General features: G+C 68.8%; 13 protein-coding genes. 4 read left to right on the plus strand and 9 right to left on the minus strand.

What is annotated here, in order from left to right; all coding sequences use genetic code 11:
- Nucleotides 1–7 precede the first annotated feature (7 nt).
- The 4 genes from CAP38_RS06645 to dnaE all read left to right on the plus strand — a co-directional run bounded on the left by CAP38_RS06645 (nt 8) and on the right by dnaE (nt 5,895).
- Nucleotides 8–901: a pirin family protein gene (locus CAP38_RS06645; RefSeq protein WP_086120255.1), complete on the plus strand. Its 894-nt coding sequence runs from the start codon at nt 8–10 to the stop codon at nt 899–901.
- A 56-nt stretch (nt 902–957) separates the two neighbouring features.
- Nucleotides 958–1,512 (plus strand): flavodoxin family protein, encoded by a 555-nt coding sequence (locus CAP38_RS06650; protein WP_086120257.1) that lies wholly within the window; start codon nt 958–960, stop codon nt 1,510–1,512.
- Nucleotides 1,513–1,596: 84 nt separating this feature from the next.
- Nucleotides 1,597–2,292, plus strand: coding sequence for a DUF599 domain-containing protein (locus CAP38_RS06655; RefSeq protein WP_086120259.1), 696 nt, complete (start codon nt 1,597–1,599; stop codon nt 2,290–2,292).
- Nucleotides 2,293–2,328: 36 nt separating this feature from the next.
- Nucleotides 2,329–5,895: a DNA polymerase III subunit alpha gene (gene dnaE, locus CAP38_RS06660; RefSeq protein ID WP_086120261.1), complete on the plus strand. Its 3,567-nt coding sequence runs from the start codon at nt 2,329–2,331 to the stop codon at nt 5,893–5,895.
- A 6-nt stretch (nt 5,896–5,901) separates the two neighbouring features.
- Here dnaE and tolA read toward each other — a convergent pair whose 3' ends face one another.
- The 9 genes from tolA to CAP38_RS06705 are packed head-to-tail and all read right to left on the minus strand — an operon-like array spanning nt 5,902 to nt 12,448.
- Nucleotides 5,902–6,792: a cell envelope integrity protein TolA gene (gene tolA / locus CAP38_RS06665; RefSeq protein WP_086120263.1), complete on the minus strand. Its 891-nt coding sequence runs from the start codon at nt 6,790–6,792 to the stop codon at nt 5,902–5,904.
- 31 nt (nt 6,793–6,823) lie between these two features.
- Nucleotides 6,824–7,276 (minus strand): ExbD/TolR family protein, encoded by a 453-nt coding sequence (locus CAP38_RS06670; protein WP_086120265.1) that lies wholly within the window; start codon nt 7,274–7,276, stop codon nt 6,824–6,826.
- Nucleotide 7,277: 1 nt separating this feature from the next.
- Nucleotides 7,278–7,976 (minus strand): protein TolQ, encoded by a 699-nt coding sequence (tolQ, locus tag CAP38_RS06675; RefSeq protein ID WP_086120267.1) that lies wholly within the window; start codon nt 7,974–7,976, stop codon nt 7,278–7,280.
- A gap of 31 nt (nt 7,977–8,007) precedes the next feature.
- The gene (ybgC, locus tag CAP38_RS06680) at nt 8,008–8,457 is read right to left on the minus strand and encodes a tol-pal system-associated acyl-CoA thioesterase (RefSeq protein WP_256924326.1); all 450 of its coding nucleotides are present in this window, start codon (nt 8,455–8,457) and stop codon (nt 8,008–8,010) included.
- Nucleotides 8,454–9,674 carry a pyridoxal phosphate-dependent aminotransferase gene (locus CAP38_RS06685; RefSeq protein ID WP_086121069.1) on the minus strand — a complete coding sequence of 407 codons (1,221 nt, stop codon included), beginning with the start codon at nt 9,672–9,674 and terminating at the stop codon, nt 8,454–8,456. Before CAP38_RS06685 ends, ybgC begins: the two co-directional genes overlap by 4 nt.
- A gap of 10 nt (nt 9,675–9,684) precedes the next feature.
- Nucleotides 9,685–10,188 (minus strand): transcription antitermination factor NusB, encoded by a 504-nt coding sequence (nusB, locus tag CAP38_RS06690; RefSeq protein ID WP_086120269.1) that lies wholly within the window; start codon nt 10,186–10,188, stop codon nt 9,685–9,687.
- A 3-nt stretch (nt 10,189–10,191) separates the two neighbouring features.
- Entirely contained in the window at nt 10,192–10,656 is a 465-nt protein-coding gene (gene ribH / locus CAP38_RS06695; RefSeq protein WP_086120272.1) for a 6,7-dimethyl-8-ribityllumazine synthase, read from the minus strand.
- Between the two features lie 20 nt (nt 10,657–10,676).
- On the minus strand, nt 10,677–11,807 hold the full coding sequence (ribBA, locus tag CAP38_RS06700) for a bifunctional 3,4-dihydroxy-2-butanone-4-phosphate synthase/GTP cyclohydrolase II (RefSeq protein ID WP_086120274.1): 1,131 nt from the start codon (nt 11,805–11,807) through the stop codon (nt 10,677–10,679).
- The gene (locus tag CAP38_RS06705; RefSeq protein WP_086120276.1) at nt 11,804–12,448 is read right to left on the minus strand and encodes a riboflavin synthase; all 645 of its coding nucleotides are present in this window, start codon (nt 12,446–12,448) and stop codon (nt 11,804–11,806) included. The genes ribBA and CAP38_RS06705 overlap by 4 nt, the downstream gene beginning before the upstream one ends.
- Between the last annotated feature and the right edge of the window lie 15 nt (nt 12,449–12,463).

Here is a 12,463-nt window from a genome sequence, read left to right on the forward strand (position 1 = left end):
CCCGGCCATGTGCGGCTCCGAACTCCTGACCCGGCGCGCGGTGCACTCGGTGGTGGACATGCCCCACCATGCCTTCGACGCCAGCACCCATGCCCGCATGTTCCACCCGGAGCACCTGGGCCTGATCGACCCCTTCATCGGCGTCGACCTGTTCCACATGCCGCAGAACTTCTTCCTGCCGCATCCGCACGGCGGCATGAGCGCCGTGACCCTGCTGCTGGACGATTCGCCCGGCGGCGTGATCAACCGCGACTCGCTGGGCGATCACAGCACCATCCGGCCCGGCGACCTCCACTGGACCCAGGCCGGCCGCGGCATCGTGCACGAGGAAACCCCCAGCCAGCCGGGCCGCGCCGCCATCGGCCTGCAGATCTTCGTGAACATGGCGCGCAGCCACAAGCAGGACCCGGCCGCCGTGTTCAAGGTGGACCGCGCCGACATGCCGGTCTGGCAGGGCCCAGGCGTGCAGGTCAAGGTGGCCGCCGGGTCGTTTGCCGGCCTGAACTCGCCCATCGCGGCCGACCCGCGCTGGTCCACCCACGTCGATCTGCTGGCCATCACCCTGGAGCCGGACAGCCAGATCGATCTGCCGGTGGACAACGCGGCCAACGGCTTCCTGATCGTCACCGCCGGCTCGCTGCAGGCCAACGATGAGGCGGCCCGTGCCGACCAGACCGTGGTGCTGTCGCCCGCGCCGACCGACGCGGCCGGCCGTTCGGTGCTGACCTTGAACTCCGGTGCCTCGGGCGCACATGCGGTGCTGCTGGCCGGCGTTCCGCTGCGCGAACCCGTGGTGCCCTATGGCCCGTTCGTGGGCAACAGCCGGCAGGACATCGCGGCCTATGCCCAGGCGTTCCAGCGCGGCGACATGGGCCTGCTGGAGCCGTCCTTCAGCCGCTGACCTTTCCGATTTCCTTCCACCCCGCGCCGACCGGCGCACAACCCTGAAAGCAAACCATGGCAAAAGTTGTTGTTGTCTACCACTCCGGCTACGGCCACACCCAGTTCATCGCCCAGGCCGTGGCCCAGGGCGCCGGTGCCGATCTGATCGCCGTCGATGCCGAGGGCGACCTGCCCGAGGGCGCCTGGGACGCCCTGGCCGCGGCCGACGCCATCATCATGGGCACCCCGACCTACATGGGCGGTCCGAGCTGGCAGTTCAAGAAGTTCGCCGACGCCTCGTCCAAGGCCTGGTTCACCCGCGCCTGGCAGGACAAGTTCTTCGCCGGCTTCACGGTGAGTGCCAGCCTCAACGGCGACAAGGGCTCCACCCTGGCCTACCTGTCCACCCTGTCGGCCCAGCATGGCGGCCTGTGGGTGAGTCTGGGCATGGCGCCGGCCAACAAGCTGGCCTCCACCCGCGCCGACGTGAACAACCTCGGCGGCTCGGTGGGTCTGCTGGTGCAGGCTCCGTCCGACGCCGGTGCCGACAAGATCCCGCAGGGCGATGTGGACACCGCCCGCCAGTTCGGCGAGCGGGTGGCCGCCGTGGCCAAGCGCTTCAAGGGCTGATCCCCCTGCCGACTCGGACCGGCCGGTTCCGGCCGGCCTGTGGCACAGTGCGGGCGGTTCCGCCACCGCTTGCACACCGATCCCATGAAGATCATCAGCCTCATCCCCTGGGCCGACTGGCTGGCCCTGGCCTGCTTCTTTGCCCTGTGGGTGGGCTACGCCCGGTTTGCCAAGGTCTGGTCGCGCCACCGTCCCTCGTTGCTGGACACCACCAACCGTTACCGGCGCTACTGGATGCAGCAGACCACGGCGCGCGACCCGCGCATGCTCGATGGCCTGATCACCCAGACCCTGTCCAACACGCCGGCCTTCTTCTCGTCGACCTCCATCCTGGTCATCGGTGCGCTGTTCGCGCTGCTCGGCACCACCGACAAGGCGGCCGAGCTGATGAGCGAGATTCCCTTCGCCCAGGCCACCACGCTCATCGTGTTCGAGTTCAAGGTGGTGGTGCTGGTGTCCATCTTCGTCTACTCGTTTTTCCGTTTCTCGTGGTGCATGCGGCAGTACACCTTCGTGGCGCTGGTCATCGGCTCCATGCCGCCGCCCGAATCGTTCGAAAGCGGTCAGTTCGACCGGCAGCATTTCGCTGACCGTGCGGCGGCCATGGTGGGGTCGGCCGCCGAGACCTTCAACGACGGCCTGCGGGCCTACTACTTTTCGTTCGCCCTGCTGGCCTGGTTCGTCTCGCCGGTGGCCATGGTGCTGGCCACGCTCATCGTGGTGGCCATCCTCTACAACCGGGAGTTCCGGTCGGAAGTCCTGTCCATCCTCAAGGACTGACCCGGCCGGTCCGGCCCAGTCCCTAAAATCAGGCGCATGTTTGTCCATCTGCGCCTGCACACCGAGTTCTCCGTCGTCGATGGCACCAACCGCATCGACGATGTCGTGGCCGCCGCCGCCGCCGACCGCCAGCCCGCCCTGGCCATCACCGACCTGAACAACCTGTTCGGGGCCATCAAGTTCTACAAGGCCGCCCGCGGCGCCGGGGTCAAGCCCCTGATCGGCGCCGAAGTGATGCTGCAGGGCTTCACCGACGAGACCCCCGGCGCCCTGCCGGGTGCCCACCAGCCGGCCCTGCCGCGGGCCATCCTGCTGGTGCAGGACCGCCAGGGCTACCTCAACCTGTCCGAACTGCTGGCCCGGGCCTGGACCCGCAACGACGGGCGCGGTCAGGCGGTGGTGCAGCGCGCCTGGCTGGAAGAGCTCAACGGCGGACTGATCCTGCTGTCGGGCGCGCAGGCCGGGCCGGTGGGACAGGCGCTCATGGCGGGTGACGCCCGGCGCGCGGCCGACGTGGCCCTGCAGCTTTCCAGCCTGTTCACCCACCGCTTCTACCTGGAGCTGCAGCGCGCCGGCCGCGCCGACGACGAGCGCCATGTCACCGCCACGGTGCAGCTCGCCGCCCGCCTGCGCCTGCCGGTGGTGGCCACCCACCCGGTGCAGTTCCTGGAGGCCGACGACTACGAGGCGCACGAGGCGCGGGTCTGCATTTCCGAAGGCGAGATCCTGGGCAACAGCCGCCGGGTGCGCCGCTTCACCCGCGAGCAGTACTTCAAGAGCGCCGCCGAGATGGCCGCGCTCTTTGCCGATGTGCCCTCGGCGGTGGCCAACACGCTGGAGATCGCGCGCCGCTGCAACCTCACCCTGGTGCTGGGCAAACCGCAGCTGCCCAACTTTCCCACGCCGCTGGTCAACGGCGTGCCCATGCCCATGGAGGACTTCTTCCGCCAGTCCTCCTTCGAGGGGCTGGAGGAGCGGCTGGCCCACCTCTACCCGGATGCGGCCGAGCGCGAGCGGCAGCGCCCGCGCTACGTTGAGCGGCTGGAGTTCGAGATCAACACCATCCTCAAGATGGGGTTCCCCGGCTACTTCCTGATCGTGGGCGACTTCATCAACTGGGCCAAGAACAACGGCTGCCCGGTGGGCCCGGGCCGTGGCTCCGGTGCCGGCTCTCTGGTGGCCTACGCGCTGAAGATCACCGACCTGGACCCGCTGCAGTACAAGCTGCTGTTCGAGCGGTTTCTGAATCCGGAGCGGGTGTCCATGCCCGACTTCGACATCGACTTCTGCCAGACCAACCGCGACCGCGTGATCGACTACGTCAAGGACAAGTACGGCAAGGACGCGGTGAGCCAGATCGCCACCTTCGGCACGCTGGCCGCGCGCGCGGCCATCCGCGACGTGGGTCGTGTGCTCGATTTCTCCTATGGTTTTTGCGACGGCATCTCCAAGCTGATCCCGAACAAGCCGGGCATGTCGGTCACGCTGCAGTACCCGCCCAACCCGAAAAAAGAGGGCGACAAGAACAACTACGCGATCGAGATGGAGCCGGTGCTGGCCGAGCGCATCCAGAAGGAAGACGACGTCAAGACGCTCATCGAACTCGCGCAGAAGCTCGAGGGCATGGCGCGCAACGTGGGCATGCACGCGGGTGGCGTGCTGATCGCCCCGGGAAAACTCACCGATTTCTGCCCGCTCTACGCTCAGCCCGGCAGTGAATCGGCGGTGAGCCAGTACGACAAGGACGACGTGGAGGCCATCGGCCTGGTGAAGTTCGACTTTCTGGGCCTGGCCACGCTCACCATCCTGGAGATCGCGCGCGAATTCATCATGAAGCGCCACCAGGGCCAGGAGAACTTCCGCTTCGAGGACGTGCCGCTGGACGACCCCAAGGTCTATGCCCTGTTCTCGCGTGGCCAGACCGAAGCCGTGTTCCAGTTTGAAAGCCGCGGCATGCAGGGCATGCTGCGCGACGCCAAGCCCAGCCGCCTGGAAGACTTGATCGCTCTCAACGCGCTGTACCGCCCAGGTCCCATGGACCTGATTCCCAGCTTCGTCAACCGCAAGCATGGCAAGGAGGCCATCGAGTACCCGCACCCGCTGGTGGCCGACATGCTGTCTGAGACCTACGGCATCATGGTCTACCAGGAACAGGTGATGCAGACCGCGCAGATTCTGGGCGGTTACTCGCTCGGCGGCGCCGACATGCTGCGCCGTGCCATGGGCAAGAAGAAGGCCGAGGAAATGGCCGAGCACCGCGCGATCTTCCGCGCCGGTGCCGCGAAGAACAACATCTCCGAAGAAAAGGCCGATGAGGTCTTTGACTTGATGGAGAAGTTCGCGGGCTACGGCTTCAACAAGTCGCACGCCGCCGCTTATTCACTGCTGGCGTACCACACGGGTTGGCTCAAGGTGCACTACACCGCCGAGTTCTTCTGCGCCAACATGACGGTGGAGATGGACGACACCGACAAGCTCAAGGTGCTGTTCGAGGACGCGGTGAAGATGGGCATGGCCTTCGAGGCGCCCGACGTCAACCGCGGCGTGCACCGCTTCGAGCCGGTCACCGACCGTTCCATCCGCTACGGCCTGGGCGCCATCAAGGGCACCGGCCAGCAGGCCATCGAGGCCATCGTGGCGGCCAGGGAAGGTCGGGGCGAAGGCCCCAACGGCCATGAGAGCGGCCCCTTCCGCAGCCTGTTCGACTTCTGCCTGCGCGTCGACCGCACCCGCATCAACAAGCGCACGGTGGAAGCGCTGATCAAGGCCGGGGCGTTCGACAGCATCCACCTCAACCGGGCCGAACTGCTGGCCTCGGTGGACCTGGCCTTCGACTACGCCGCCACCACCCAGGCCAATGCCCACCAGGGTGGCCTGTTCGACATGCTGGGCGGCGACGACCATGGCTCCAGCACGCAGGAGCCCGGGCTGGTGGCCACGCTGCCCTGGGGCGTGAAGGAACGGCTCACCCACGAGAAGAGCGCGATCGGCTTCTATCTGTCGGGCCACCTGTTCGACGAGGTCGAGCGCGAGGTCCGGCGCTTTGCCCGCACGCCCCTGGAGGCAGTGAAGGAAAGCCGCGACCCGGTCATCCTGGCCGGCATCGTGACCGACTTCCGTGTGATCAATGGCCAGCGCGGCAAGCTCGCGCTGTTCAAGCTCGACGACAAGTCGGCGGTGCTGGAGGTCAGTGCCGACGAGGGCCTGATCAACGCCCACCGCAACACGCTCAAGGACGATGAGCTGATCGTGGTGCAGGCCGTGGCCCAGCCCGACCGCTTTTCGGGCGGCCTGCGGCTCAAGATCCAGCAGGTGTGGGACCTGGCGGCCGCCCGGTGCCGCTTCGGCAAGTACCTGCGGGTGGCGGTCAACGGCCATGCGCCGGCGGTGGCCCAGCTGGTGCGCGAATTCCCGCCACGGCGCGAGATCACCGAGCAGGGCGAGCTGGTGCGGGGACTGCCGGTGCGGCTGTCGCTGCTGCGCGAAGGTGCCCAGTGCGAGCTGCAGCTGGACGACCGCTCGCTGTTCTTCCCGACCGATGCAGCGCTGGCCAGCTGGATGGCCCAGGCCCACCAGCAGCAGGCCGAAATCGTGTTCGACTGATCCCGCTCAGTCGAGCGGGCGCAGGCCGATCACCAGGGAGGGCGGGACCCGGCCGTCGGTGTCGCGGGGCAGGCTGCCGGTGCGGTCGATGGCGCGCAGCACGGCTTCGTCCCAGGCCGCGTTGCCGCTGCTCTTGATGAGCCGGCTGCCGGTGATGGTGCCGTCCGGGGCGGTGCGCACTTCCACCTCGGCCCGGGGATTGCCCGGCGCCGTTTCGGTGAACACCACATTGGGCTTGATGCGGGCGGCCACCTTGGCGCCATAGCCCGGCGTGGGGCCGCTGGACTGCTGGGCGGTGCCGGTGCTCTGCGGCCCGCCGGTGGCCCCGGCCTGGCCCATCATGCGGCGCAGCTGGTCCTGGCGCAGCTGCTCCTTGAGCTGGGCTTCACGCTTCTCGGCTTCGGCCCGCTTCCTGTCTTCGGCCAGCTTCTGCTGGCGCTCCTTCTCGGCAGCCGCCTTCTTCTCGGCGGCGGCCTTCTCGGCCGCTGCCTTGCGCTCGGCCTCCCGCTTCTCGGCGGCGCGACGCTCGGCCTCGCGCTTGTCGGCCTCGGCCTTCTCGCGTGCCTTGGCGGTGGCGATCTCGGCTTCTGTCGGGCCTGGCGGTGGCGGGGCAGGGCGCGGCTCCGGACGGGGCTGCGGTGCCGGGGGGGCGGGCGGCGGAGGCGGGGGCTCCACCGCGCGCGGTGCGGCCTGCTGCGGCACACGCGACCACAGCTCGGCTTCCACCGTGGCCAGCTCCACGTCCTTGTTCCACTGCACGCCCCAGGTCAGCGCCAGGATGAGCAGGCCGTGCACCACCACCGCCTTGGCCACCGGTGGACCCCAGCGGTCGGCGCGCGGCGGCGCCAGGCTGCTGCGGTCCAGCGTGCTGTGGGAGAAGGTGCTTGTCGAGGGCATGGCGATACGGACAGGTTCGGAGACGGCGCCGTCAGCGGCTGGTCTGCACCGCCAGCCCCACGCGGGCAATGCCGGCGCGCTGCAGGGTGTCCATGACCCGCACCACGGCCTCGTACTTGACCGACTTGTCGGCGCTGATGATCACCGGCACGCCGCCCTGGGGTGCTTCGCCCGAGGCCGGGTCGGCGGCCTGCAGCTGCTTCACGCGGGCCACCAGCTGCCCCATGGGCACCGGGGGGGAGTCACCGCCCTGGTTGCCGTCGCGCACCTGCAGCTGTTCGTCCTTGTCGATGACGACCTGCACGAAGCGGTCCGGCTGGCGTGCGGCCTGGCCCACGCTGGGCAGGGCGATCTGGCTCGGCGTGATCAGCGGTGCGGTCACCATGAAGATGATCAGCAGCACCAGCATCACATCGATGAAGGGCACCATGTTGATCTCGTTGATGGTGCGGCGGCCCCGGCCGCGGGCGGCGAGCTTGGCCATGTCAGTGACCCGACGGGGTGCCGGCCTGGGCGCCCAGGTTGCGCTGCAGGATGTTGGAGAACTCTTCCATGAAGGTCTCCATGCCGTTGGCCACGCGGTCGATGTCGTGGGCGAAGCGGTTGTAGCCCACCACCGCAGGAATGGCCGCAAACAGGCCGATGGCGGTGGCCACCAGCGCTTCGGCAATGCCGGGCGCCACCGTGGCCAAGGTCACCTGGGCCAGCGAGGCCAGGCCGGTGAAGGCGTGCATGATGCCCCACACCGTGCCGAACAGACCCACATAAGGCGCCACCGAGCCCACCGTGCCCAGGAAGGACAGGTTGCTCTCCAGCACATCGAGCTCGCGCTGGAAGCTTGCGCGCATCGCGCGGCGGGCGCCATCGAGCAGGGCGCCGTTGTCGGTGATGCGGCGCTCGCGCAGCTTCTGGTATTCGCGCATGCCGCTGGCGAAGATGCGCTCCATCGGGCCGCCCTGGCGGGCGTTCTGGGTGGCGGCGGCATACAGGTCGTTCAGGCTGGTGCCCGACCAGAAGTCGCGCTCGAAGTCCTCGTTCTTGGCGCGCACCTGCTTGAGGGTGGCGAGCTTGCGGAAGATGGCGGCCCAGCTGATGACCGACATCAGGATCAGCAGCAGCACCACGGCCTGGACAACCCAGCTCGCATTGAGCATGAGCTGGACGATGGAAAGATCTGGGGTCATGGGTGTCTGAGGAAATAAACGCCGGAAGGTTTCAGGTCACCGCCAGGGCTTGCAGCACCGCAGGCGGCATGCGGGCTGGCCGCAGGGTGGCGGCATCGACCCAGCCGATACGGATGCTGCCTTCGCACAGCAGTTCCGCAGCGCCGGCATCGCCCGGCGGCAGTCGCCAGGCGGCCTGCGCGATTGTCAGCGACGCCCGGCCGGTTTCCCGGGCCGTGGCTGTAACCGTGAGCAAATCATCCAGCCGGGCCGGGCGGTGGTACTGGAGCTCGGTGGCGCCCACCACGAACATGCCCCCTGTGGTTTCGCGCAGGCGCTGCTGTTCGATGCCCAGCGAGCGCAGCCATTCGGTGCGCGCCCGCTCGAAGAACTTGAGGTAGTTGGCATAGAACACGATGCCGCCGGCATCGGTGTCTTCCCAGTACACACGCACCGGCCAGCGGAAGCGGGCCTGGGCCAGGGCCGCCGGTGCCGTTTTCACAGGGCGGCCTCCAGCCGGGCCACGGCCTCCCGCAGCTGCTCCATCGAGTTGGCGGTGGAGAAGCGCAGGTAACGGCCCGGGTCGGCCGACCCGAAGTCGCGCCCCGGCGTGGTGGCCAGCTGGCAGCGTTCCATCAGCTCGAAGGCCAGGGCCCAGCTGCCACCCTCGTCGGGCCGCGGGCCGGCCGGGGGAATGCCCCAGCGGCGGCACAGGCCGCTCACGTCGGCCCAGGCATAGAAGGCTCCGTCGGGCATGACCGGCACGGTGAGTCCCAGGCGGTTGAGCTCGGGGATGAACCAGTCGCGTCGGGCCTTGAAGGCGGCGCGGCGCCGCTCGTACTCGGCCAGGCTGTCGGGGTGGAAGCAGGCCAGCGCCGCATGCTGGGCGATGGTGCTGGCGCAGATGAACAGGTTCTGCGCCATGCGCTCGACCACCGGCACCAGCTCGGGGGGCAGCACCAGCCAGCCCAGGCGCCAGCCGGTCATGTTGAAGTACTTGCTGAAGCTGTTGATGCTCACCACCTGCTCGCCCAGTCCGTCGGGCAGACCCAGGGCGCTGTGGCCGTAGGCCTCGTCGTGGCTCAGGCCGAGGTAGATCTCGTCCACCAGGGTCACGCCACCGCGTTCGCGCACATGGGCGGCGATGTCGGTCAGGGTCTGGCGGGCGATCGAGGTGCCGGTGGGGTTGGAGGGCGAGGCCAGCAGCACACCGCGTGTGGCGGGCGTCCAGTGCTGCCGCACCTGTTCGGCACTGAGCTGGAAGCGTTGTTCCGGGCCGGCGGGGATCATGACGGCGCGGCCTTCGGCGGCCTGCACGAACTGGCGGTTGCAGGGGTAGCTGGGGTCGGGCATGAGCATGTCGTCGCCGGCCTCGATGAGCGCCAGGCAGGCCAGCTGCAGGGCCGCCGAAGCGCCCGCGGTGATGACGATGCGACCGGGGTCGACGTCCACCCCGAAGCGGCTCGCGTACCAGCCCGAGATGGCCTCGCGCAGCGCCGGCAGGCCCAGGGCCTGGGTGTACTGGCTTCGACCGTCGGCAATGGCGCGGGTGGCGGCTTCCTGCACCAGCGGCGGTGCGGTGAAGTCGGGTTCACCGATGTTCAGATAGATCATGGGCCGGGTGCCGGCGCCGGCCTGGGCGGCCTGCCGTGCAGCGGCCTTGGCCAGCTCCATCACGTAGAACGGTTCGATCCGGGCCGCGCGCCCGGCGATCTTCAGGCCCATGGCCTCAGCGCCCGCGCGGGGCGGGTTGGGCCGCCACCTCGACCGGGCGCAGCTGGGCGGCCAGCGGGTGCAGCACGCCATTGACGAACTTGTGGCCGTCGGTGCCGCCAAAGGCCTTGGCCAGCTCGATGCACTCGTTGAGCACCACGCGCCAGGGCACGTCCGGGCAGTGCTGGAACTCGTAGGCACCGATCCACAGCACGCCGTGCTCGATGGGCGAGATCTCGGCCATCGGCCGGTCCAGGCGCGGGGTGATGAGGGCATCGAGCGCAGCGGCCTGCCCGATGCAGCCGTGCACCAGGGCGTCGAAGTGCACGCTGTCGGCCTTGTGGAAGCCCGCCAGGTCACGGGTGAAGCTGTCGATGTCGGCGGCCTCGTTGCGGCCCACCAGATGCTGGTAGAGGGCCTGCAGCGCGAACTCGCGGGCGCGGGTGCGGGCCGACTTGTCGGAGGCCTTGCGGGGGGCACCGGCGCGGGCCGTGCTCTTGTCGGAATCAGGGGTGTTCATGGGTCAGCCGATGGAGTCGATGATGTGGGCCATCTCGACCGCCACCCGGGCCGCGTCGATGCCCTTCTCGGTCTGGCGGGCGCGGGCCTGTTCGTCGTTCTCGACGGTGAGGATGGCGTTGGCGATCGGCAGCCGGTAATCCAGCGAGACGCGGGTGACGCCGGCGCCGGATTCGTTGGCCACCAGCTCGAAGTGGTAGGTCTCGCCGCGGATGATGCAGCCCAGGGCGATGAGGGCGTCGAAGTCGTCGCGCTCGGCCATGGCCTGCAGGGCCACCGGCACTTCGAGAGCGCCGGGCACCTTCACATGGGCGATGTTCTTGTCCTGCACGCCCAGGGCGAGCAGTTCGGCGTGGCAGGCCTCGAACAGGGCACCGGTGACGCCTTCGTTCCAGCGCGCCTGCACGATGCCGATGCGGAGTTTGCGACCGTCCAGGGGGCCGGCGCTGCCTTTGTCTGCTCCAAACATGGGGCGGTTTCCTTGTGGGTTCAGGTGTTGCGGCCGATGAAGCCGGTGATTTCCAGGCCGTAGCCGGTCATGCTGGGCATGCGGCGGGGGTTGCCCATCAGGCGCATGCGCTGCACCCCGCATTCGCGCAGGATCTGGGCGCCCACGCCGTAGGTGCGCAGGTCCATGCGGCCACGCTCCGGAGCCTGGGCCGAGCGGGCGGTGCCCTCGAACTGGGCCAGCAGCTGAGTGGCGTCCTCGCCGCAGTTCAGCAGCACGGCCACGCCGCGGCCGGTGTCCTGCAGGTGGCGCAGGCTGGCTTCCAGGCTCCAGCTGTGCATGGATCGGCCCACCTCGAGCGCATCCAGCACCGACAGCGGCTCATGCACCCGCACCGGCACCTCGTCCTGCGGTTGCCAGCTGCCCTTGACCAGGGCCAGGTGCAGGGCGCCGCTGGGCTGGTCGCGGAAGGCATGGGCGGTGAACTCGCCGAATGCGGTGAGCAGCGGGCGGCTGCCCAGGCGCTGCACCAGCGACTCGGTGCGGCTGCGGTGTTCGATCAGATCGGCGATGGTTCCGATCTTCAGGCCATGTTCGGCGGCAAACAGCTGCAGGTCCGGCAGGCGGGCCATGGTGCCGTCGTCCTTCATGATCTCGCAGATCACGGCCGACGGTGAACAGCCGGCCATGGCGGCCAGGTCGCAACCCGCCTCGGTGTGGCCGGCCCGCATGAGCACGCCGCCCTCGACCGCCTGCAGCGGGAAGATGTGGCCGGGCTGCACCAGATCGGCCGCCTGCGCGTTCGGGGCCACCGCCACCTGCACGGTGCGGGCGCGGTCGGCGGCCGAGATGCCGGTGGTCACACCTTCGGCCGCCTCGATCGACACCGTGAAGGCGGTGCCCATCTTCGTGCCGTTGCGAGGCACCATGGGTGGCAGCTTCAGGCGCTCGCAGCGTTCGCGGGTGAGGGTCAGGCAGATCAGACCCCGGCCGAAGCGGGCCATGAAGTTGATGGCCTCGGGCGTCACATGGTCGGCGGCGAGCACCAGGTCGCCCTCGTTCTCGCGGTCTTCCTCGTCGACCAGGATCACCATGCGGCCGGCCTTCATGTCGGCCACGATGTCCTCGACCGGGGAAATGGCCACCGGTGCCAGGGAATGGGGGGCGTTCATGCGGGGTCCTTGGTGAAGGTGGCGCCGGCCGCGAGCATGCGCTCCACATAGCGGGCCACGGTGTCGATCTCGAGGTTGACGGCCGATCCGGCCACCAGCGTGCCCAGGGTGGTGTTCCCCACCGTGTGCGGGATGAGGTTGATGCTGAACTCGCAGCCTGCCGCGCTGTCGGCCACCCGATTGACCGTCAGACTCACGCCGTTGACCGTGATCGAGCCCTTGTAGGCCAGGTACTTGCCCAGCTCGGGCGGAGCCATCACCCGCAGTTCCCAGCTCTCGCCGACCTGGGCAAAACGTGTGACCCGGCCGATGCCGTCCACATGCCCGGAGACGATGTGGCCGCCCAGCCGGTCCTGCGGGCGCAGGGCCTTTTCCAGATTGACCGGGGTGCCGGCCTGGCCCAGCCCGGTGGTGCGGGCCAGCGATTCGGCCGAGATGTCGATGGTGAAACGCCGGGCCTGCAGGTCCAGCGAGGTGACCGTCATGCAGGCGCCGTTGAGGGCGATGCTGTCGCCCAGCCCCACATCATCGAGGTAGCCTGCGGGCGCCTCGATGCTCAGTCGCTTGCCGTGGTCCAAAGAACTGCCCAGCGCGTGGAGGTCGGCGATACGCCCCACGCCGGTGATGATGCCGGTAAACATCCGGCTATTTTCGCA

The sequence above is a fragment of the Hydrogenophaga sp. IBVHS2 genome (assembly GCF_002127215.1).
GTDB lineage: Bacteria > Pseudomonadota > Gammaproteobacteria > Burkholderiales > Burkholderiaceae_C > Hydrogenophaga.